Below are 22,756 nucleotides of genomic sequence, written 5' to 3'. Positions count from 1 at the left end.
CGGGAGTGATGGGGTCAGGTCAGTTTGGGCTCCACCCACCCGTTCTCGACCAGGTAACCGAGCACCATCTCGACCGCCTCGGGAACGGTCATCGTCGTGGTGTCCAGCGTCAGCTGGGCGTCGGCCGGCTCCTCGTACGGGTCGTCGATTCCGGTCATGCCACGCAGCTGGCCGGCGCGCGCCCGGGCGTACAACCCCTTGCGATCCCGGCTCTCGCAGACCTCGAGCGGCGTCGCCACATGGATCAGGATGAACCCGGCCCCCGCCTCGACCGCCATCCGCCGTGCCGCCCGCCGTGCCGCGTCGTAGGGCGCGATCGGACAGGCCACCGCCATGCCCCGATGGCGGCCCACCTCGGCGGCCACCCAGCCGATCCGGCGCACGTTGCGGTCCCGGTCGGCCTTGCTGAAGCCGAGGCCGGCGGTCAGCTCGCGACGCACCACGTCACCGTCGAGCAGGGTGATGGTGCGATCCCCGTTCTCCCGCATGGCGTCGGCCAGGTTGCGGGCGACCGTCGACTTGCCGGAACCGGACAGGCCGGTGAAGAACACCACGAGACCACGGTGCCGGCGCGGCGGGCGTACCCGGGACAGTTCCTTGGCGACGGCCGGCGGGGTGTGCCACTCGGGCAGCGGGAAACCCCGGTCGAGCAGGTCGTCGATCTCGGCCGGGGGCATCGCCAGGCGGCGGTTGCGCGGAGGGATGTCGTCGCGCCAGCGCCACTGACCGTCCCGGTTGTCGTAGGCGAGCTCACGCGGGACCAGCACGCGCAGACCCGCCCCGGAGAGGGTGTCGCCGGTGGACAGCACGTGGGTCACGCCGTACGCGCCGGCGACCCGGGCGCGCAGGAGCGCGTCACGCATCTCGTCGCCACGGGTGAGCAGCGGCACGGCCACCACGGTTGCCGGGGGCATCCGGTCGCGAGCCGCGAAGATCGAGCGGACCAGCGCCTCCGGAGGCAGGCCGTCCGGTCCCGGTCCGCTGACCGGGATCAAGATCAAGAGATGAGCCGCGAGGGTACGGGCGGCGTGCGCGATCTGCGCCAGTTGCGGCCGGTGCAGCGGCCGGTCGGCGATCACGCCGAGCACCCGGCCCGGTGGCATCAGCGCCCGGACCTCCTCCGGCGTGCGGCGCAGCCGCTGGAACGGGCCGTGCCCGCCGTCACCCATCCGGCGGACCGGGCCACCGATGCCGAACCGGTTCTCGCCGGTCTGCCAGACGTCGGTCACCTCGATCGCGGCGACCGGGGCACCCTCCATGTCGGTGAGCACCAGGGCGCGGCGGCCCGGGTCGGACGGGTCCAGCACGGACGCCACCTCACCGGGCACCTCGCAGGTCACCGGGACCGGCCACGGCGTGCCGTCGGCGAGGCGGCCGGTGCGGGACAGGGCGGCCAGGTCGGCGCGCCCGAGGAAGCCGGTGAGCGGCGCATACGCGCCGGAGAGCAGCAGCTCGAGATCCGCCAGCTCATAGGGGCGCGGCGTGAAGGAGGGAGCGTCACGGAGAACGTCCTCGGGAAGTACCGAACCATTCACTTCGAATCCCCCTGCTGCTGTTTGGGGGACAGTTTTCCAGGCCCGATCGAGTGGGTCGAGTCGGGCTGTCGATCGAATCGTGATCTTTCCCCAGTCTGGATGAAAGCCACGAAATACCTATTTGGGTTTAAATCATGGTGTTACTGGACATTCGGGCATGATCCTTTGATACTCGGCCATTGTGAGAAAGAGCCTGCGCATCGCCGCGCTGACCACGGCGTTCGCCATGTCCGTGACAACCACGCTCTCCTGGGCGTGGACCGGAGGCGTCGACCAGCTCGGGGTTCCGTACGGCCCACCCGCTTTCGTCGATCCCCCTGCCCCCGCCGACCCGGCCGATCGGCCCGGCCGAGCCGTCCCGACCGGCTTCACCGACCCGGCCGTGACGCCACCCGCACCGCCGGTCGGGACGTTCGCCCCGGCCCCGCTGCCCGACGGGCTCGCGCCCCGGCCCGGCGCCACCCCGGGCTGGACCCCGCTGCCCATGGCCACCGGAGCCGGGGTCGACCGGCTGATCAGTCATCCGCAGGAGTCCGGGGAGCGGCGCTGCCGTACCGGCTCCAAGCTCGTCCCGACCTGTGGCGTGCTCTGGGGAGTGGCGCCCGGCGCGCGCACCGAGGCCCGTGGAGTACAGGCGCTCGCCGAGTTCGAGCGCAAGACCGGCCGCCACCAGGCGGTGTTCCACGCCTACCACCGCGGGATCCGGCAGCTCTTCCCCACCGAGCAGGAGATCGCCATCTCCCGCGAACCCGGCCGCAAGCGGATCCTGCTGCTCAACTGGAAACCGGAGAGCGCCACCTGGGCCCAGATCGCCCGCGGTGACCGGCGTACCGATGAGTTCCTCGACCGGCTCGCCTCGCACATCAGGCAGAACTACCGGGAGAAGTTCTTCTTCGCGATCCACCACGAGGCCGAGGACCAGGTGCGCGAGAGGGCCGGCTCCGGCTACACCGCCCGCGACTACGCCGCGATGTTCCGGCACGTGGTGAAGCGGCTGCGGGCCAAGGGCGCCCACAACGTGGTGACCGTCCTGGTTCACATGGCGTATGTGCCGCACACGACCAAGAGCTGGTTCCAGCACATGTACCCGGGCAACGACGTGGTCGACTGGATCGGCTTCGACACCTACTCCTACAGCGACCCCGGTTACGGCCACGGCGACTTCGACGAGCTGCTCAACCGCCGGTCGGCGAGCAAGCCGAACTGGCCGGGCTTCTACAACTGGGTGACCCGGCGGCATCCGGGCAAACCGCTCATGGTCGCCGAATGGGGCGTCTGGTTCTCCAAGCGCAACCCGGACCACATGGCCGAGTTCTACCGCGAGGTGGGCGACCAGATCGGCCGGTTCCCCAAGATCAAGGCGATGGTCCACTTCGAGACCCCGGCCAACCACAAGGGGCAGGACTCGTCGGTGGACAGCACGCCGGACGCGCTACGCGAGTACCGCCGCCTCGGCAAGCTGCCGGTGTTCCAGGTGAGCGTCAGCTGATGCCCGCCTGCCCGCCTGCCCGTCTACCTGCCTTCCTCCCGCCTGCCTGTCTGTCGCCTCCCTCCCTTCCTCGGTGAGCGTCAGCTGAGAGGAGGCTGAGAGACCCTGAGAGAGCCTCAGGGGTAATCCGGATCCGATTGAGTGCGGCGGCTTTCTAGGCTGAGCGCGTGACCATCATCGTTACGGACGGGCTGACCAAGACGTACGGCGGCGGGGTGACCGCCCTCGCGGACCTGACCGTCGCCGTCGATGCCGGCGTCATCGGCTTGGTCGGCGCCAACGGCGCCGGCAAGAGCACCTTCATCAAGATCATGCTCGGACTGCTGGCGCCCAGCGGCGGCAGCGTCCGGGTCTTCAACCTCGACCCGGTCACCCAGACCGACCAGGTCCGCGCCCGCGTCGGCTACATGCCGGAGAACGACTGCCTGCCGCCGGACGTCTCGGCCGCCGAATTCGTGACCCATCTGGGCCGGATGAGCGGGCTGCCGAAGACCACGGCCCGCGAGCGCGCCTCCGAGGCTCTGCGGCACGTCGGCCTCTACGAGGAGCGGTATCGGCAGATCGGTGGCTACTCCACCGGCATGAAGCAGCGGGTCAAGCTGGCCCAGGCACTCGTGCACGACCCCGACCTGCTGCTGCTCGACGAGCCGACCAACGGCCTCGACCCGGCCGGCCGCGACGCGATGCTCAGCCTGATCCACCGGATCGGCAACGAGTTCGGCATCTCCGTGGTCGTCTGCTCGCACCTGCTCGGCGAGGTCGAGCGGATCTGCGACTCCCTCATCGCCATCGAGGGCGGCCGCCTCCTGCGCGCCGACCGGATCTCCTCCATGACCGAGGCGTCCGACATCCTCGCGGTCGAGGTCGCCGACGGCACCGACGAGCTGGCCGCCGCACTCGAGCAGCGCGGTCTGGTGGTCACCCGGGACGGCCGCATGCTCCTCGTGCCTCTGGAGTCGGACGAGGCCTACGACCGGATCCTGCACGCCGTCACCGACCTCGACCTCAACCTGCACCGCCTCGACCAGCGTCGGCACCGCGTCGCCGAGCTCTTCACCACGAAGGAGACGGCCGATGTCTGAGGCCGGCGTCATCCATGACATCGGATACCAGCGATACGAGGGCCCGCGGCTGGGCCGGTTCGCGATGCAGCAGGCGCTCTACGTGCACGGGCTGCGCGCGGCGTTCGGGCTGGGCCGATCCGCCAAGGCGAAGATCTTCCCCTGGCTGGTCTTCGGCATCATGCTCCTGGTCGCGGTGATCGCGGCCGCGGTCCGCTCCGTCATCGGGGAGACGATCCTCACCTACACGCAGTTCACCGTGCAGATGAACTTCCTGATCATCTTCTTCGCGGCGATCGTCGCACCGCAGCTGGTCTCCCGTGATCTGCGGGCCGGCACGCTTCCGCTCTACTTCAGCCGGCCCTTGCGCGCCGCCGACTACGTCATCGCCAAGTACGCGGCCATGGTGAGCGCGGTGTGGCTGCTCCTCGGCGTACCGCAGTTCATCATGTTCCTCGGCGGGGCGTTCACCACCAAGGACGGCTTCAAGGGCGTGTGGAACGAGCTCGGCGACCTGCTGCCGGGCTGGGGTTTCAGCCTCCTCTGCGCCCTGATGTTCGCCGGTATCAGCCTGCTGGTCGCCTCCCTGACCGGCAAGCAGGCGTTCGCGGCCGGTGGCATCGTCGCGGTGTTCCTGGTGACCACACCGATCGTGGGTGTGCTCAGCTCCCTGCCGTCCACCACCGCCAACCAGCTGGCCTTCCTGGCCAGCCCGCCGTTCCTGCTCATCGCGGTCGGGCAGTGGATGGGTGGCGACTTCGAGATCGAGCTGGGCCGCTTCGGCCCGGTCTACGGCATCGAGGCGGTCTCCCTGATCGTCGCCTGCCTCCTCATCCTGCTGGCCCGCTACCGGAAGGTGGCCTCGCTGTGACCACCCAGACGCTCCCGGCCGAGACGCCCACCACGACCGGCGTGGTCGAGCTGTCCACCGTCTCCCGGTGGTACGGCAACGTGGTCGCGGTCAACGACATCTCCATGTCGCTGCACCCCGGCGTGACCGGCCTGCTCGGCCCGAACGGCGCCGGCAAGACCACCGTGCTGCACATGATGGCGGGGTTCCTCGCCCCTTCGCGCGGCACCGTCACCATCGACGGCAAGCCCACCTGGCGCAACCCGGCCGTCTACCGTGACCTCGGCCTGGTCACCGAGCGGGAGTCGGTCCACGGCTACCTGACGGCACGCCAGTTCGTGACCGCCTGCGCCAAGATGCAGAAACTGCGGGACCCCGCCGGCGCCGCCCAGCGCGCCCTCGAACTCGTCGAGATGACCGACGCCGCCGAGCGTCGTATCGAGACTTTCTCCAAGGGCATGCGCCAGCGCACGCGGGTCGCCGCCGCACTGGTGCACGAGCCGCGGGTGCTGCTGCTCGACGAGCCGTTCAACGGCATGGACCCGCGTCAGCGGATGCACATGATGGAGCTGCTGCACCGCCTCGGCGACAACGGCCACACCATCCTGTTCAGCTCGCACATCCTGGAGGAGGTCGAGCAGGTCGCTGGCCTGGTCCAGGTGATCGTCGCCGGCCGCCTGGCCGCCTCCGGCGACTACCGCAAGATCCGCCGCCTCATGACGAACCGGCCGCACGTCTTCGCCGTGCGCAGCTCCGACGACCGCCGCCTTGCCGTCTCGCTGATCGCCGAGAAGTCGGTCGCCGGCATCGAGATCGAGGCCACCGGCCTGACCGTGCGGGCCTCCGACTACGGCAGCTTCACCCGCGCGCTGCCCCGTATCGCGCTCGACCAGGGCATCCGGCTGCGCCAGGTGGTGCCGTCCGACGAGTCCCTGGAGAGCGTCTTCTCCTACCTGCTGGAGGGCTGATGTCCACGGTCGCTTTCATCACCGCGCGCGGCCTCTTCGGCCGCCGCCGGGCACTGCTGCTCCTGCCGCTGCCCCTCCTGCTGATCGGCCTGGCCGCGATCTGCCGGGCGTACGACGTGTCGCCCGACATGTGGGGCCAGGCGGTCATCGTCGGCCTGGGCCTAGTCGTGGTGCTCCCCGTGGTGGCCCTGATCGTAGGCACCGGCGTCCTGGGCTCGGAGATCGACGACGGCACGATCGTCCACATTCTCACCAAGCCCCTGGCCCGCCGCGAGATCATCCTGGCGAAGTACGCGGTGGCCGCCTCGGTGACCGCCGTGGTCTCGGCCGTGCCCCTGTTCGTCACCGGCGTGCTGGCCGGCTCGGTGAAACTGGGCGCGGCCCTGGCCGTGGCCGCCGTCGTGGGCGCGCTGGCATATTCGGCGTTGTTCCTGCTTTTCAGCCTGGTGAGCCGTCGCCCGGTCCTGGTCGGCCTGGTCTACATCCTGGTCTGGGAGGGCCTGCTCGGAAACTTCGTCAGCGGCACGAAGAACCTGGCCATCGGCCAGTACGTCATCACCATCGCCGACAAGATCGCCCCGACCGCCATCCTGGAGTCCACGATCGGCCTGACCACGGCAATCGTCATGAGCGCAATCTTCACGGTTCTGGGCACCGTAGCCGCCATCAACCGCCTGGGCTCTTTCAGCCTGGCCGGCGAAACGAGCTGACGACTCCCCGAACCACCGGCCCCGATTCCCCGGCCCTGCACGACCGGACTACCGGGGCTTGTACCACCGGCCCTGCAGCAAGGGTCTTGCATCACCGGCCTTGCACCGAGGGCTCTGCATTACCGGCCTTGCACCGAGGGCTCTGCATTACCGGCCTTGCACCGAGGGCTCTGCATTACCGGCCTTGCACCAAGGGTCTTGCATCACCGGCCTTGCATCACCGGCCCTGCACCGCTGGCCTTGCAGCAAGGGTCTTGCATCGCCGGCCTTGCGTCACGGGCTTGGTACCACCGGCCTTGTATCACCGGCTCTGCACTACTGGCCCTGCAATACCCGCCCGCCGTCCGCGCTCCCATCCGCGGGCGGCGGGCTTCATCCGCATGGCAAGACACCCAGCCTTCTCAACGGTTGATCACCATCGCGCCCCCTCTGTTTAATCCCCGGCCGGGCCCTTGCTTTCGACTCCGGCCGCCACGAAGCTCCGGCCATGGTTTGTTTCCGGTTGGGCTACCGGGAGCGTCGGGACGGGTAGGGCTGCCGGGCACTTGGGTCACCGGGACCATCGTGGCGATCGGGGTTGCCGGGACAATTGGGGCTACCGGGAACGTCGCGACGATCAGGGCTACCGGGAACGTCGCGAAGATTAGGCATCCGGGAACGTCGGACGATCAGGGCTACCGGGAACGTCGGGACGATCAGGCTGCTGGGGCCGCCGGGGCGATGGTGCTCCCGGCGCTTCCGAACAGGAGCAGAACATCCCCGAAGGGCCGACCTGAGCAGCACCGATTAGGCAGCGACCAGAAATGATCACCACCAAACCGCCACCGCGAGGAGGGCCACAGCTGACCACCCACCTATTCAGGGCTTCGCCCCATGGGAGCCAGGAGCCTCAAAACAACAAAGCATCAAGCTTGTTAAAAAGTGTCGTCCGATCTAACCTCGGCCACCGCTCGGTGATAGTCCCGAACCCGGCCGTATCCAAGATTGCCGAGTGTGGCCTTAGTCGCCATCCTGCGGTAACCGAAATAATCAATAGATGCCAAGAGTGAGTCGATCGGCGCGGCGAGCAATCCAGCCGCCACGCCAAATATCCTGGTCGTAAACGAAGCCTCCGCCATCTATTTCGTATTCGCCGGGGAAATGCGTGGGCTACCGCATACCGCCTGAGATCAGGCGGTGTAATACCTCGTGAGCGAGCCGCCCGCAGGCAAGGACCTGGAGGCTGCCTCAGTGCAGCCGTCACCCGCAGGCGGGCTCGCCTCAGATCGAGTACCGCTGGCTGCGCCGACACGAGCGCGGAATACCGGCGGGCCGCCGCCGGACCGGCTCCTGCTTGCCGCGCCGGCAGGGGTGCTGACTGCGGCTGCGTCGTGGCGAGGGCGACAGCTGCCAGGAGCATCATCGATTGTTCTGGGTTCAGAGGGACTGTCGTCGGGCCGGGTGTTGCTGGATGCGTCGATGTGGGTGCGGACCAACTGCGGGTTGGTGCCTGCCCGAGCTTTGCCGACTGCCCAGGCGCGGGCGCTGCTTGCGGATGGGCCAAGGCCTGCTCGAGTGTTGCGCGTTGCGCCTGTGTGGATGCGGACTGCGGGCCAGTCGGCCCCTGGCGGGCTGCGGTGGTCGGTTTCGTCGCGGGAGGTGCTGACACCTGGCAGGCGATGGTCGCGGGAGGTGCTGACACCGGGCGGGCGGTGGTCGGCTTGGCCGTGGGAGGTGCTGACACCGGGCGGGCGGTGGTCGGCTTGGCCGGGGAAGGTGCTGGTGCCTGGCCTGCTGACGTGTGACCGGCTGACGTCGGCTTCGCCGATGTAGACGATGAGTGCGGCGCCGATGAGGGAGCCCCGCACCGGTCGGTCGGACTCGTAACCCCCGGAGCGGGCCTTGAGGAGTTGTGGCCGAACGCGGGCTCGGCCTGCCGGAGACGGCCAAGCTTCTCAGCATGGCGGCGCCGCAACCCCCACGCACGATGCCTTTCATGCTCACGGCGGAATTCCTCCCGAGCGGGAGAGTAATTACGAGCCGCAGTCCGATCGCGCATCGCCGATATCTGCGCCCTGCCGAACAATGAAGCCTGCCCCATAAATGAATTCTTCCGCGCAACCGCGCCGAATTGTAAGCAGTCGATCATGCCAATCCGCAAGACGATGGTCTGAACGATTCTGCGGACGTCATGCCGGGATGGCGGGGTAGGTAAACGGCACCGTGGAGGGCAGGGCGGGAAAGGCGGGCTCATAGATGGCGGCCGGGAAGGCAGGGCGGGAAAGGCCGGCGCCGAGGATGGCGGGCTGTGGAAGGCGGGCGCCGAGGATGGCGGTGCCGGGAAGGTGGGCGTGGGAGAGGGCGGGGCTGTGGAAGGCGGGGCGCTGAGGATGGCGGTGCTGGGAAGGTGGGCGTGGGAGAGGGCGGGGCTGTGGAAGGCGGGCGCCGAGGAAAGCGGTGCCGGGAAGGTGGGGTGGGAGAGGGCGGGCCAAGGATGGCGGTGCCGGGAAGGTGGGCGTGCAAGAGGGTGAGGCTGTGGAAGGCGGGCGCCGGGGATGGCGGTGCCGGACAAAGCGACGAATAGGGGAAAACCGCGAAAGGAAGGCGACGCCGGGATAGCGGGTGAGGAAGGTGACCGGGGTTGGCGGGTGGGGAAGACGAAGGGCAGGGAGGGTGAGGCCGGGAAGGCAGGGCGGGGGGAGAACAGGTTGGGAGGGCGAGACCGGAATAGACCGTCGGGATGGCGCCGGTGGGAGGCGAAGGGCAGGAGGGTGAGGGAAGGCAGGAAGGGAAGGCGAGAAACGAAGACGTTGCGCGAACGGCGGGGGCCGCTGGACCGAGCATCCGCGTACCGACGAACCCGGCCCGTGTGCAACGAGAACGAGGGCCCCCGCGATCGCGGGGGCCCTCGTATCGGTCAGCGGCCGATGTCAGCCTGTGTTGCGCATGCCGGCCGCAATACCGTTGACCGTCGTCAGCAGGGCCCTCTCCAGGGCCGTGGAGTCGGACGGGCCGCGGCGGGCGCCCGGTGCGGTCGGCATCTGGCGGCCGGCCTCGCCCAGGTCGCGGTACTGGCGGAGCAAGGCCACCTGCAGGTGGTGCAGCGGCTCCAGGTAGGTGTCGCGGACGCTGAGGGTGCGGGACAGCTCCGGTTGCAAGGACAGGATCTCGGTGCCGCCGGTGATCGCCAGGACCTCCTGGACGGTCAGGGCGTACTCCTGCTCGATCTTGGTGAAGATGGGGCGCAGCTCCTCGGGGACCAGGGTCTCCACGTAGCGGCGGGCGATCGACAGGTCGGTCTTGGCGAGCATCATCTCGACGTTCGACAGGAACGTGCGGAAGAACTGCCAGTTCTTGTTCATGGCGTCGAGTTCGTCGCCCAGGCCGGCGGCGCGGACGGCGGCCAGGCCGGTGCCTACGCCGAACCAGCCGGGGACGATCTGGCGGGTCTGGGTCCAGCCGAACACCCACGGGATGGCGCGCAGGCCGCTGAGGCCGGCGTCCGCGTTGGGGCGCTTGGCGGGACGGGAGCCGATGTTGAGGGCCCCGAGCAGCTCCGTGGGGGTGGCGGCCCAGAAGTAGGCGGCCAGGTCCGGGTCCTCGACGAGCGAACGGTACTGGGTGAACGCCGCGTCGGAGGCGGTGTCCATGACCGAGTCCCACACGTCCAGGCGGACCGGGTCGACCGAGATGCTGGTGTGCAGCAGGGTGGCCTGCAGGACCGCGGCGACGGTGAGTTCCAGGTTCTCCCGGGCCAGGGCGGGCACCGTGTACTTGTCGGAGATGACCTCACCCTGCTCGGTCACCTTGATGGCGCCGTCGAGCGTGCCGTACGGCTGCGCCAGGATCGCCTCGTGGGTGGGGCCACCACCACGGCCGACGGTGCCGCCGCGGCCGTGGAAGAGCCGGAGCCGGACGCCGTGCCGGGCCGCCACGTCGCGCAGGGAGCGCTGCGCCTTGTGGATCCGCCACTGGCTGGTGGTGATACCGGCCTCCTTGTTGGAGTCCGAGTAGCCGAGCATGACCTCCTGCAGGTCGCCGCGAGCGCGGACGATCTCCCGGTAGGCCGGGATGGAGAGCATCTCGTCGAGCAGGTCGCCGCCGGCGTCCAACTCGGCGGGGGTCTCCAGCAGCGGGATGATGTCGACCTGGGCGCGCCCGGTGTGGATGTCGACGAGGCCTGCCTCGCGGGCCAGCACGGCCGCGGCGAGCACGTCGTCGACACCGAGGGTCATCGAGATGATGTACGACTCGATGACGTCCGGCCCGAAGCGTTCCTGCGCCTTGCGGATCGTGTGGAACACGTCGAACGTCTTGCGGGCCGAGTCGGTGAGCGGGGTGTCGGCGTTCGACAGCGGCCGGCGCCCGGTCAGTTCGGCGGCGAGCAGCTTGGTACGCGACACGCGATCCAGGGTGGCGTAGTCGTCCACCTCGCCGACCTGCGCGTACATCTGCAGGAGCACCTCGTGGTGCTTCTCGGCGTGCTCGCGTACGTCCAGGGTGGCCAGCTGCAGGCCGAAGGCGGACGCGTTGCGGATGGCGGTGGACACGACACCGACGGCGGACAGCTGGCCGGAGTTGCGGGCCAGCGAGGCGCGCATCAGCTCCAGGTCGCTGATCAGCTCGTCGCTGCCGAGGTAGTCGCGGCCGGGCACGTGCGGGGTGCCGTTGACGAGCCGGCCCCGGGTGTTGGCGAGCTTCGCCTTGATGGCGCGGACCTTGAGGCGGTACGGCTCCTCGGCGTTGACCCGGCGGAAGCGGGACGCGACCTCGGGCAGGTTGTCGAGGTCCTGGGCGAGGCTGGCGGACAGGTCGAGCGACACGCCGCGCAGCCGCCGGGAGACGGACAGCTCGTCGATCAGCTTGTCCATCGCCTTCTCGGTGGCCTGGATGCCGTGCTCATGCTGGATGAGCAGGACCTCGCTGGTGACCTTGGGCGTGACGAACGGGTTGCCGTCACGGTCGCCGCCGATCCACGAGCCGAAGGTGAGCGGCCGGGACGTCGGCGCGGTCTCGACGCCGAGGCGGCGCAGCGTGTCGGCCAGGTCGTCGAGCACCTGCGGCGCCGCGTCGGCGTACAGGTCCTTGAGGTAGTAGACCGCGTTGCGGGCCTCGTCGGTCGGGTCCGGCCGGTCGAGACGCAGCTCGTCGGTCTGCCAGAGCAGGTCGATGAGCTCGGCGAACCGCCTGGTGGAGGCGGTGGTGTCGGTGGCGCCGTAGAGGGCGGCGGCAGCGGACTCGGCGTCGAGCGAGTCGGCGACCTGGCGCAGCTTCGACAGGATCGAGCGGCGGGCGGCCTCGGTGGGGTGCGCGGTGAAGACCGGGCGGATGGCGAGCCGGCGGGCGGCGGCGGCGATCTCGTCGGCCGGCACACCCTTCTCGGCGATCCGCTTGGCGGCCTGGTCGAGCCAGCCGCCGTTCTTCGCCCGGCGGCGCCGCAGGTCGCGGGCCCGGTGCACCTGCTCGGTGATGTTGGCCAGGTGGAAGTAGGTGGAGAACGCGCGGGCCAGCTTGGTGCCGGTGGTGATGTCCATCGACGCGAGCCGGTCGGCGGCGGCCACGGCGTCCTGGCGAACCAGGGCACGGACCTCCTCGACCAGGTCGAGAAGAGGACGACCCTCCTGCCGGGCCAGCGTCTGACCGAGCAACGTGCCGATCCGGCGGATGTCGGCACGTAGTGCGGCGTCGGATCCCTCTCGCTCGTCGAGGGCAGGCTGCTCTGTCATCGGGGCGCTCCTTCGCTCGGATGGCTCCAGGACGGCGCTGTCCCGACTTCGCCGATGTTATCGGCGGACCCCGGTCAGGGGGTGAAATGAGTCAAGAGTCTCATGACCCGACGAGACTCCGTGCATAGGCCGGGTACCACTGACCTGCGGGCGGGGCTCCCGCGCCGCAGGTGCCGTCGGACTCTCCGGGGCGTTTCACCCACAGGTACGCATCGACGAGCGCATGTCCGGTGCGCAGCGTCGGAGCGGCTCCGAGCCGGCGTCCGGGCGGGTTGCACCAGTGCCGGTCGCCCTTGCTCCGCCGGGCCGGCCCGTTGCCGTTGCGACTCGTGTCGACGACGAAGTGCCGGCCGCTGAGGAGGCGGGACAGCGCTGTCCCGTACCTCAGGTTCTCGGAGGTGGTCCGGAAGTTGGCGACATTGAGCGAGAAGCCTCGGGCGCGGGTGCCGCCGGCGCGCCGCAGCGCCGGGGCCATCCGTTCGGCGGAGATCCAGCCGGGGTGCCCGGCGTCCAGGTAGACCGCGACGCCCGGTTGCGCTCGCAGAGTGTCCACGGCGTGTGCCAGCAGGGCGTATCGGAGGGTGGTGGCGCGCGGGCCCACGCAGCCCTGGACGGCGTGGGCCACGGCGTCCGGTTCAAGGATCACCAGGGTTCGGTGGCCGCGCAGGGCGAGAGCCATCGAAGAGATCCAATTACGGTACGTCCGCGCGTTGCGCGCCCCGCCCGCCGAGTACTGCCGGCAGTCCCGGTGCGGGATGAAGTACAGCGTCACGACGGCCGTCCGCCCGGCCGCCCGTGCCCCGCCGACCAGCTTCCGGGCCCGGTCGGCGAACCCGGGCCGCGCGTCGGTGAACCACGTCGCGGCCGGCTGGTCGGCGATGCGCCGCAGGGCCGAGGCCTCCGCGTGCCGTCCGGAGACCTGCAGGTTGCGTACGTATCGCGCGGCCAGCCCGCCCGGGTCGACGTAGAGGTCGGAGGAGAGCGCCGAGGCCGGCGCCGCGCCGCCCAGCGTGGCGCCGAGCAGAGCTGAGATCAGCAGTGCTCGGTACTGTGCCGTCGGGGGTGCCATCGGTTCAGCGCACCCGGACCCAGCGGGCCGTCGACGGGATTCCCTTGTCGTCCACAAGAAACAGCATGTACCACCCAGACGGCACGAGACCGGACTTTTCCGGCACTGTCACCTGGAGCCCGCTCGCCGACCGCTGCACACCGAGCGCGACGGACCGCTGGTCGACGTCCGTGACGTGGGTGACCGCACTGGGACGGACCAGCCGGGCCGTCGCGATGCGCGACGCGTCCGGCGTACCGAAGAAGGCAGTTGATCCTCGATCGACCGTGACCGGACCGTCGGTGATCTCCGGACGCTCGCCCTTGAAAAGATAGGGCGGGCTGAAGATCTCGATCCGCTGCTCGAAGGTGCCGGCGTTCTTGCCGGTCCTGTCGTAGAGCGGGTCGCCACCCATGGTGATCACCCGGCCGTCGGGCAGCAGGATCGCCTCGGAGTGGTAGTTGCGGCCGACCGTCGACTCGGCGGCCGTCTCGAACGCGTTGCGCCGCGGGTGGTAGATCTGCGCGTTGAACAGGTCGCTGCGCGGCTCACCCCGATAGGACCCGCCCCGGTAACCGGACGAGCCGCCGGTGGTGAGCACCGTGTCGTCCGGCAGCACCACGGTCGACAGGTAGCGGGCCGGTTTCGGCAGGTCCGGGCCGGGCCGGTACCGCGGGCTCGTCTCGTCCAGGTCGGCGATGTCGGTGCGCGCGGTCGACTCCTCCGACTCGCCGACCCCACCGCCACCGAGGATCATCACCCGCTGGTCCTGGGCCGGTGGCAGCAGGACCGACGAACTGGTCTCGTTCATCTGCGGGTCGCGCAGGCCGGGTACGACCTGGAAGGTGTTGCGCTCGACGTTCCACAGCCCGGGGGTCCGGCCCTCGGTGTCCGAGCCGTATCCGGAGTTGGAGCCGGAGTAGAAGACCCGCCCGTCGGCTGTCAGGTGCAGGCCGGGGTACGTGGGGAAGTAGCGCTTCAGCTCGGGCGCGGCCACCCAGCGGCGCTGCGCCGGCAGGTAGCGCTCGTTGCGTCCGGGCAGGATCCGGCCGAATTGGTCGAGCCCGGAGACCGCGATCACGTCACCGCCGGTCAGGCCGATCAGGGTCGGGTACCACCGGTGGTCGCGCATGTTGCCGGTCCGCACGTAGCGTTCGGTCAGCGGGTCGAACTCGTAGGAGGTGCGGTCTCCGCCGTACTCCTGCTTCTCTCTGGTGATCTTTTCGGCGATGCCGTAGAGGTTGCGGACGTCTGCGCCGGTCAGGCCCTCGATCGAGTACTGGGCGGGGGCCTTCACCACAGGCCGGTCGCCCTTCGCCTCGGCGTCGACCCAGACCTCCGCCTCGCCGGCGTGCAGCGTCGCGTGTGGACCGTGGCTCATCTTCCGGGCGGCCGGGACGGTCAGTTTGGCGCGCGTCCGGTACGCCTCACCGGTCGCCGACAGCAGCCTGGTGTTCTTCGGGAAGACCCGCGGACCGCCCGGCGACTCGTTCTTGATCTTCATGACCCCGGCGGCGTGCTCCACGTCCTCCTCGAGCACCTCGTACGACTTCGTGCCCCCGGCCACCAGCAGCTTGCCGTCCGGCAGGAAGGTGTGGCCCGCGCAGAACACGTCGGTCGGCGTGGGCACGTCGGTGAACTCGTCCTTGCGGGGGTCGTAGAGCACGGTCCGGAACGACTTCTCCTCGAACGCGTCCCTGTTGTTGCCGCTGCCCGCGATGATCAGCACCTTGCCGGTGTGCAGCAGCGCCGCATGGATCGCGTTGACCTTGAAGTCGTGCGGCACCGGCAGCCGCGCCCAGTGCCCGTGACGTTCCTTGTAGGACTGACGATTGATCTGGTACGTGTGCAGGGCCTCACCGGCGACGGCGACCATCGGGCGGTTCGCGATCGCCACGACGGCCAGCACCACCAGCGTGACCAGCCCGCTCACCGTCCGGCGGGCGAGTGAGGGACGCGTGCGGGGCTTCATGCCGTTTTCCTCCGGGAGATCAGCCACAGCGTCACCGGGGTGAGGCAGATGGCGAGGTTGAGAGCGGGCCAGGCGTACATGGCCGGATCGACGTGGTCGACGAACGGCGAGACGGCCAGCAGAACGGTGTAGAGCAGCGCCCAGCGCAGGCCGGACGCGAACGTGGCGAACCGGTCCGGGCTGGTCGAGTCGCCCTTCGGGGTCACCACGAATCCGGTCGTACGACGCAGCAGCGCCGACATCAGCGACGACACGTAGATCGGCGTGCACAGCGTCGACGCCAGCATCCCGGCCAGCCCCGACGATCCGGACGTCTCGTGCGGGCTGACGTTGTGCCGCCGGTTGAACAGGTACAGGCCGACCTGGAAGAGCGCGGCGTCCACATAGAGCATCAGCCAGACCTCACCCGGCACCTGTACGCCCTTCGCGCCCAGCAGCAGGAAGCAGGCCGCGTTCAGCGCCCCGAGCAGCCACGCCGCCGCGGTCAGCGGGTAGTACGACATGAGCAGCCCGTAGTGCAGCGCCCGCGCCGGTCCGAGCCGCAGGAGCATCGTGGCGAACCGGCGCACGACCACCTCGTCGGTGCCCCGCGACCAGCGGTGCTGCTGGGTGAAGTAGTCGGTCCACGAGGACGGCCCCTCGCCGACCGCGAGCACGTCCGGGGTGTAGACCGAACTCCAGCGCCTGCCGGTGACCGGGTTGCGCGTGGCGTGCATCTCCAGGCTGGTGGCCATGTCCTCGGTGATCGAGTCCTGCAGGCCGCCGATCTGCTCGATCGCCGAGATGCGCACCGCGTTGTTGGTGCCGACCAGCATGGCCATGCCACGCCGGTTCCCGGCCCGCTGCAGCAGCGAGTGGAAAAGGTACTGCTGGGACTCGGCCCAGCGGGTCACCCGGTTGTCGTAGTTGCCGTAGATCTGCGGCCCCACCACGAACGCCACATCCGGGTCCCGGAAGTAGCCGAGCAGCCGCTCGCAGAAGTTCGGCGCCGGGACGTGGTCGGGGTCGACCGAGACGAAGACGTCGTAGTCGCCGCCGTGCGCGGTCAGCCACGAGTTGTAGTTGCCGTGCTTGGTCTTCGCCTTGTACCGGCCGCTCGGGGTGTTGAACGCCTCGACACCGCGGCGGGTGAAGTGCCGCACGCCGAGCCGCCGGCACATCAGCTTGACCACCGGGTCGTCGCCCTCGTCGAGCAGCCACACGTCGTACGGCCCGTCGTAGCGCACCTGACGTGCCGCCCGCAGGGTCCGCTCCACCATCTCCACCGGCTCCTTGCCGGGCACGATCGTGGTGAGGAACGCGACCCGCAGCGACGTGTCCGGCACGACCGGCTGCGGATCCCGCGCCCAGAGCGTGGCCAGACACAGCGTCACCACGTTGACCAGGCGAAACAGCTCGATCGCCGCGGTCGCCACGATCATGAAGCCGGTGGCCAGGTAGAGGATCGTGTGCAGCCGCTGGTCGGGCATCTCGATCGAGGTGATCAGCCAGCCGAAGAAGGTGCTCTCGAAGGCGAAGGCGAACAGTGTGATCAGCAGCGTCCGGATCGGACGGCTGCGGTCCAGGCGCCGCATGCCGACCCGGTACGCCTCCCCGTCGGCGGGCGCCTCCCGAGCCGGTCCGGCCAACACGCTGTAGGCGCTGTAGGCGGACTGCCGGGGCAGCAGATGGGTGCTGTTCATCTCGTCGCTCGGCATCGGGGTGCGGCCGGTCGGCGGGCGCTGCGGCGGAACCTTGGCGATGAGCGGGACAGGCTGAGTGGCCCCCGGGTCGGGGGTGTGCAGGATGCTCATCGGTCAGGCCGTCACCGGGACGGCGGGACGCAGAGGGGCACTGATCGGCCCGCTGTTGGCCGGGCGCTGCCGGGTGGTCACGACCGGTCCGGCATTCGCGGCGAGCAGCAGATGTCTCGGCGTCCGGCCCGGCCGTAGCTTGTGGACGAACGCGCGGCGGGCGGCCGCGAACCCGGAACGGTCGGTGAAGATGTCACGGCTCATCTCGGCCAGTTCGCGGGTCTCGTACACGTCCAGCGGGATCCGTTCGGCGGCCAGCCGCTTCGCCTTCGCGGCTCGGCGGCGGCGCGCGGCGGTCACGTCACCGTGGCGTTCGGCCAGGGCGGTGAGCCATCGGCCGTACGCCTCCGGGTGCCGCGGCCCGACCTCGTCGACCAGTCCGATCCGAGCCGCGGTCGCGCTGCTCAGCGGCAGTTTGTCGTCGATCAGCCGCTGCGCGAGGTCGGCTCCGACCCGGCGCGGCAGCGACCAGGTGTGCAGCTCACTGCCGAACAACCCCATGTCGTAGTACGGATTGAGCACGATCCCGTCCCGGGCGGCGACGATGTCCGCACCCAGCCCGAGCATCACCCCACCGGCCCCCGCACTGCCCGCGTAGGCGGCCACCACGACCTGCCGGGTGCACAGGATGATCTCCCGGCACACGTCGTTGATCGCCCGGATCCCGGCCCACGCGGCCGCCTGCGGATCGGACGCCGCCTCGATCGCGCCGAGGTGGATGCCGTTGCTGAACGACTCGGTGCCGCCGCGCAGCACCAGCACCCGGGTGTCCTGCCCGATCGCGTGCCGCAGAGCGGTCAGCAGCCGCCGTGAATGGCCCGGCGACATCGCCCCGTTGTAGAAGTCGAAGTGCAGCCAGCCGACCGCCCCGGTGCGCCGGTAGCGGACCTGCCGGAACACGCCCGGCACCTCCGGGTCGACGTCGGCCGGGGCCGCCGAGTGCGGCACACCGCGCAGCCGGTCGCCGAGCACGGTGGTCGCGGGCAGCTTGATCCCGCCGGGGGCCGCCGGGCGCAGGTGCCCGATCCACAGGCTGCCGTCACCGGTGGCCACCAGCACGGCACCCTGCCGGCGGCCCACGACCGTGCCCGGCCGGTGACCGCGCGCCAGGCCGGGGTGCGCGTCGTAGGCGTACACGTCGAGTCCGCCCACCTCGGTGCGAACACCGGGGGAGCCGTCCGCGGCACGGATCCGGCGCAGGACGGTCCCGGTCGGCTCCGACCAGTCGAAGGCCCGATCGGCCTGCCGCATCGGTGGCCGTGGCCGCGCGCCGAGGGTCTCGGTCGGCGCGTTGTCGGCCGGCACCGGGACGAAGTTCGGGTCGGCGGCCTTCGCGACCACCTCGAAGACGCACTCCAGTGCCGCGTCGGCGACCGGGCCGCTGTAGAGCGCCGACTTGCGCGGCGGCTGGGCCGGCATCGGGAACGTCCGGGTGGCCCAGATCGGACCGGCGTCGAACTCCTCCACGGCCTGCAGCGCGGTCACGCCCCAGGCGCGCATGCCGTCGCTGATCGCCCAGTCCAGCGAGGACGGTCCGCGGTCACCGACCGGGCCCGGGTGCACGATGATCGTCCGCCAGTGGCGCCACACCGCGGCCGGCACACGATCGGTCAGATACGGAGCGATGATCAGGTCCGGGCCGGCCGCCCGTACCCCGTCGGTGATGTCCCGCTCGCTCGTCGCCAGCAGCACTCCGACCTGGTGTCCGGCGTCGCGCAGAGCGCACTGGACGCGTTGGCTCAGGCCGTTGAAAGCTGAGCAGAGAAGCAAGATCCGCACGTTTGCCTCCCCCTTAATCGTGCGAACGTCCGGGCACTGTTCCACGGGCGTTCCGCCCATATGTCGGACATGCTGTGCGATACGACGCAGGGTGCGGGATCTGTCAGGGTGTCGGACTAAGCTGGGGTGCACACCCCCGTCCTCCACCTGGAGCGGGGCTGTTCGTCGTGCCCTCGGGGGGTCACTCGTCATGCAACTGTCCGGTCTGATTCCTGCCGCCCTGCGCGATCGAGGGCTTTCCCGCGCGCGCGACCTGGCCGCCAAAGGCTTCGTCGACTCGGACTCGCTCGACCTCACGGCACCGGTCTCGCTCCGGCCGTTCGTGGTGGCGACCGTCGCCGGGCCGGCCGACCTCGGCGGCGCCCAGCGCCCGGTCCTGGCCGTCACCGCCACCTCGCGCGAGGCCGACGACCTGGCCGACGCGCTCGGCTGCCTGATCGACCCGAACCTGGTCGCCGTCTACCCGTCCTGGGAGACACTGCCGCACGAGCGCCTGTCGCCGCGCTCGGACACGGTCGGCCGCCGCCTGGCCGTGCTGCGCCGTCTCGCCCACCCCGGCGACGACCCGTTGCGGGTGGTCGTCGCCCCGGTCCGATCACTGTTGCAGCCGCAGCTCAAGGGGCTCGGCGACCTGGAGCCGGTGGAGCTGGTCGCCGGTCGCGAGGCCGAGCTGGAGGAGGTCGCCCGGCGGCTCTCCGACATGGCGTACGCGCGGGTCGACCTGGTCACCAAGCGCGGCGAGTTCGCGGTGCGCGGCGGCATCCTGGACGTTTTCCCGCCCACCGACGAGCACCCGTCCCGGGTCGAGTTCTGGGGCGACGAGGTGGAGGAGATCCGCACGTTCGCGGTCGCCGACCAGCGCACCATCGACCAGGTCCCGCACCTGTGGGCGCCGCCCTGCCGGGAGCTGCTGCTCACCCCTTCCGTACGCGCCAAGGCGGCTTCTCTCGCGGCCGAGCACCCCGAACTCGCCGAGATCCTCGACAAACTGTCCGAGGGCATCCCGGTCGAGGGCATGGAGTCGCTGGCGCCCGCCCTGCTGAGCGGCACCGACAACATGGAGCTGCTGATCGACTGCATGCCGGCCGGCACTCACGTACTTCTCTGCGACCCGGAGCGCATCCGGACCCGGGCACACGACCTCACCCGTACATCGGATGAATTCCTTGAGGCCTCCTGGGCGGCGGCCGCGGTGGGCGGTCAGGCTCCGATCGATGTGGGCGCGGTCGCATTCAAGAGCCTTGCGGATGTACGGGCACACGCGGCCGTTCTCAGCCAACCCTGGTGGACCCTCTCGCCCTTCGGCCTGGCCACGGCGGACTCGCCGGAATCCGACACGCCTTGGCTCGAAACTCCGCGGGTGGAGGTCGCTCCGGACCTCGGCGACGCCATCGCGCTGGCCGCGCAGCCCGTCCCGCTCTACCACGGCGAGACCGCCCGGCTCGCCGCTGACCTCGCCGGATGGGCCGGCCAGGGCTGGGCCGTCGCGCTGGTATTCGAGGGCAAGGGCACCGCGCAGAGGGCCGCCGAGCTGCTGCGCGACGCCGGTCTGGGCGTCACGACGGTCGACTCCATCCCGGCCGCGATCGGCGACGGTCAACTGCTGATCACCTGCGGCGGGCTCAACCACGGCTTCGTCGACGAGGCGTCCCGGCTCGCGGTGATCACCGGCAACGACATCTCCGGCGGCCGTGGCGCGTCCACGAAGGACATGCGCAAGATGCCGGCCCGCCGGCGCAACACGATCGACCCGCTGGAACTCAAGACCGGCGACTTCGTGGTGCACGAGCAGCACGGCATCGGCCGCTACATCGAGCTGGTGCAGCGCGCGGTCAACGGCGCCGAGCGCGAATACCTCGTGATCGAGTACGCGCCGTCGAAGCGGGGCCAGCCCGGCGACCGGCTGTTCGTCCCCACCGACCAGCTCGACCAGCTCTCCCGCTATGTCGGCGGCGAGTCGCCCACCCTGCACAAGATGGGCGGCGCCGACTGGCAGAAGAGCAAGGCGCGAGCCAAGAAGGCGGTCAAGGAGATCGCCGCGCAGCTCATCCAGCTGTACGCGGCCCGGCAGGCCTCCTCGGGACACGCGTTCGGCCCGGACACACCCTGGCAGCGTGAGCTGGAGGACGCGTTCCCGTACACCGAGACGCCCGACCAGATGGCCGCGATCGTCGAGGTCAAGCACGACATGGAACTGCAGGTCCCGATGGACCGGCTGATCTGCGGCGACGTCGGTTACGGCAAGACCGAGATCGCGGTACGCGCGGCGTTCAAAGCCGTGCAGGACGGCAAGCAGGTGGCCGTGCTCGTGCCCACGACACTGCTCGCCCAGCAGCACTTCAACACGTTCACCGAGCGGATGAGTCAGTTCCCGGTGCAGATCAAGCAGCTGTCCCGGTTCCAGACGCCGAAGGAGACCACCCTCACCCTGGAGGGTGCCGCCAACGGCACGGTCGACATCATCATCGGTACGCACCGGCTGCTCGCCAAGTCGACCCGGTTCTCCAACCTCGGCCTGATCATCGTGGACGAGGAACAGCGGTTCGGCGTCGAGCACAAGGAACAGCTCAAGGCCCTGCGCGCGTCGGTGGACGTGCTCACCATGTCAGCCACGCCGATCCCGCGGACCCTGGAGATGGCGATCACCGGCATCCGCGAGATGTCGACCATCGCCACCCCGCCCGAGGAACGGCACCCGGTCCTCACCTACGTCGGCGCCTACGACGAGAAGCAGGTCGCCGCGGCCGTCCACCGCGAGTTGCTCCGCGACGGTCAGGTCTTCTACCTGCACAACCGGGTCGAGTCGATCGACCGGGCGGCCCGCAAACTCCGCGAGCTGGTGCCCGAGGCGCGGGTCGCGATCGCACACGGCCAGATGAGCGAGGAACAGCTCGAGAAAGTGATGGTCGGGTTCTGGGAGAAGGAGTTCGACGTCCTGGTCTGCACCACGATCGTCGAGTCCGGCATCGACATCCCGAACGCCAACACGCTCATCCTGGAACGCGCCGACCTGCTCGGCCTCGCCCAGTTGCACCAGATCCGTGGCCGCGTCGGCCGGGGGCGTGAGCGGGCGTACGCGTACTTCCTCTACCCGCGGGAGAAGCCGCTCACCGAGCACGCCCACGAGCGGCTGGCCACCATCGCCCAGCACACGGAGCTCGGCGCCGGCATGTACGTCGCGATGAAGGACCTGGAGATCCGCGGCGCCGGCAACCTGCTCGGCGGCGAGCAGTCCGGCCACATCGAGGGTGTCGGCTTCGACCTCTACGTACGGATGGTCGGCGAGGCGGTGGCCCAGTTCAAGGGCGAGCGCCAGGAGGAGGAGCCGGAGGTCAAGATCGACCTGCCGATCGACGCGCACCTGCCCACCGAATACATCTCGGTCGAGCGCCTGCGCCTCGAGATGTACCGCAAACTCGCCGAGGCCCGTGACGAGGCCCGCCTGGACGAGGTGGTCGGCGAGATGAAGGACCGGTACGGCGAACCGCCCGCTCCCGTGGTCAACCTGATCGCGGTGGCCCGGTTCCGTCAGCGGGCCCGGTCGTACGGCCTGACCGACGTCACCATGCAGGGCAAGCACATCCGGTTCTCACCGTTGGCCCTGCCCGACTCCAAGCAGCTGCGACTCAAGCGGTACCACCCGGACTCGGTCTACAAGCCCGGCGCCGACCAGGTCAGCGTCCCGCGGCCGAGCACCCGGCGGATCGGTGGCGAGCTCCTGCGCGACCAGGCGCTGCTCGAGTGGTGTGCTCAGCTGCTCAAGGACGTCCTGGGTGAGCCGGTAACGATCGGGCCGGTCAAAACCGGGACGGGGCGGGCGACGTAAATCACAATGCGCGTGAGAGA

12 protein-coding genes are annotated in these 22,756 nt (G+C 69.9%); 6 read left to right on the top strand and 6 right to left on the bottom strand.

The window, feature by feature from the left end:
* Window positions 1-14 precede the first annotated feature (14 nt).
* Complete coding sequence (gene cysC, locus CLV67_RS02420) at window positions 15-1,535, bottom strand: adenylyl-sulfate kinase (protein WP_106315455.1); 1,521 nt, start codon at window positions 1,533-1,535, stop codon at window positions 15-17.
* Window positions 1,536-1,716: 181 nt separating this feature from the next.
* Here cysC and CLV67_RS02415 point away from each other — a divergent pair, with 181 nt between their 5' ends.
* The 5 genes from CLV67_RS02415 to CLV67_RS02395 all read left to right on the top strand — a co-directional run bounded on the left by CLV67_RS02415 (window position 1,717) and on the right by CLV67_RS02395 (window position 6,613).
* Window positions 1,717-3,024 (top strand): glycosyl hydrolase, encoded by a 1,308-nt coding sequence (locus CLV67_RS02415; protein WP_239166135.1) that lies wholly within the window; start codon window positions 1,717-1,719, stop codon window positions 3,022-3,024.
* Window positions 3,025-3,191: 167 nt separating this feature from the next.
* Window positions 3,192-4,106, top strand: a complete 915-nt coding sequence (locus CLV67_RS02410; protein WP_106315454.1) for an ABC transporter ATP-binding protein — start codon at window positions 3,192-3,194, stop codon at window positions 4,104-4,106.
* On the top strand, window positions 4,099-4,956 hold the full coding sequence (locus tag CLV67_RS02405) for an ABC transporter permease (protein WP_106315453.1): 858 nt from the start codon (window positions 4,099-4,101) through the stop codon (window positions 4,954-4,956). The genes CLV67_RS02410 and CLV67_RS02405 overlap by 8 nt, the downstream gene beginning before the upstream one ends.
* Complete coding sequence (locus CLV67_RS02400) at window positions 4,953-5,903, top strand: ABC transporter ATP-binding protein (protein ID WP_106315452.1); 951 nt, start codon at window positions 4,953-4,955, stop codon at window positions 5,901-5,903. Before CLV67_RS02405 ends, CLV67_RS02400 begins: the two co-directional genes overlap by 4 nt.
* A complete protein-coding gene (locus tag CLV67_RS02395) occupies window positions 5,903-6,613 on the top strand; it encodes an ABC transporter permease (RefSeq protein WP_106315451.1) in 711 nt (236 codons plus the stop codon). Before CLV67_RS02400 ends, CLV67_RS02395 begins: the two co-directional genes overlap by 1 nt.
* Window positions 6,614-9,522: 2,909 nt before the next feature.
* Here the strand turns inward: CLV67_RS02395 and ppc are convergent.
* The 5 genes from ppc to CLV67_RS02370 all read right to left on the bottom strand — a co-directional run bounded on the left by ppc (window position 9,523) and on the right by CLV67_RS02370 (window position 18,910).
* Window positions 9,523-12,318, bottom strand: a complete 2,796-nt coding sequence (gene ppc, locus CLV67_RS02390) for a phosphoenolpyruvate carboxylase (RefSeq protein WP_106315450.1) — start codon at window positions 12,316-12,318, stop codon at window positions 9,523-9,525.
* A 100-nt stretch (window positions 12,319-12,418) separates the two neighbouring features.
* Window positions 12,419-13,387 carry a glycoside hydrolase family 6 protein gene (locus tag CLV67_RS02385; protein ID WP_106315449.1) on the bottom strand — a complete coding sequence of 323 codons (969 nt, stop codon included), beginning with the start codon at window positions 13,385-13,387 and terminating at the stop codon, window positions 12,419-12,421.
* 4 nt (window positions 13,388-13,391) lie between these two features.
* The gene (glxA, locus tag CLV67_RS02380) at window positions 13,392-15,338 is read right to left on the bottom strand and encodes a radical copper oxidase GlxA (RefSeq protein WP_106315448.1); all 1,947 of its coding nucleotides are present in this window, start codon (window positions 15,336-15,338) and stop codon (window positions 13,392-13,394) included.
* Window positions 15,335-17,131 carry a glycosyltransferase family 2 protein gene (locus tag CLV67_RS02375; protein ID WP_239166136.1) on the bottom strand — a complete coding sequence of 599 codons (1,797 nt, stop codon included), beginning with the start codon at window positions 17,129-17,131 and terminating at the stop codon, window positions 15,335-15,337. Before CLV67_RS02375 ends, glxA begins: the two co-directional genes overlap by 4 nt.
* Window positions 17,132-17,134: 3 nt before the next feature.
* Window positions 17,135-18,910: a hydrogenase maturation protein gene (locus tag CLV67_RS02370; RefSeq protein WP_106315447.1), complete on the bottom strand. Its 1,776-nt coding sequence runs from the start codon at window positions 18,908-18,910 to the stop codon at window positions 17,135-17,137.
* A gap of 190 nt (window positions 18,911-19,100) precedes the next feature.
* Between CLV67_RS02370 and mfd the strand changes: the two genes are divergently transcribed.
* Window positions 19,101-22,736 carry a transcription-repair coupling factor gene (gene mfd / locus CLV67_RS02365; RefSeq protein ID WP_106315446.1) on the top strand — a complete coding sequence of 1,212 codons (3,636 nt, stop codon included), beginning with the start codon at window positions 19,101-19,103 and terminating at the stop codon, window positions 22,734-22,736.
* Window positions 22,737-22,756 lie beyond the last annotated feature (20 nt).

Source organism: Actinoplanes italicus, assembly GCF_003001815.1.
Lineage (GTDB): Bacteria > Actinomycetota > Actinomycetes > Mycobacteriales > Micromonosporaceae > Actinoplanes > Actinoplanes italicus.
This window is presented reverse-complemented; position numbering and strand designations above follow the sequence as displayed.

Excerpts from the sequence above, each read along its gene's own strand:
- CLV67_RS02405 (WP_106315453.1), top strand. The coding sequence starts at position 4,099 with ATGTCTGAGGCCGGCGTCATCCATGACATCGGATACCAGCGATACGAG.
- CLV67_RS02395 (WP_106315451.1), top strand. The coding sequence starts at position 5,903 with ATGTCCACGGTCGCTTTCATCACCGCGCGCGGCCTCTTCGGCCGCCGC.
- ppc (WP_106315450.1), bottom strand. The coding sequence starts at position 12,318 with ATGACAGAGCAGCCTGCCCTCGACGAGCGAGAGGGATCCGACGCCGCA.
- CLV67_RS02385 (WP_106315449.1), bottom strand. The coding sequence starts at position 13,387 with ATGGCACCCCCGACGGCACAGTACCGAGCACTGCTGATCTCAGCTCTG.
- glxA (WP_106315448.1), bottom strand. The coding sequence starts at position 15,338 with ATGAAGCCCCGCACGCGTCCCTCACTCGCCCGCCGGACGGTGAGCGGG.
- CLV67_RS02375 (WP_239166136.1), bottom strand. The coding sequence starts at position 17,131 with ATGAGCATCCTGCACACCCCCGACCCGGGGGCCACTCAGCCTGTCCCG.
- mfd (WP_106315446.1), top strand. The coding sequence starts at position 19,101 with ATGCAACTGTCCGGTCTGATTCCTGCCGCCCTGCGCGATCGAGGGCTT.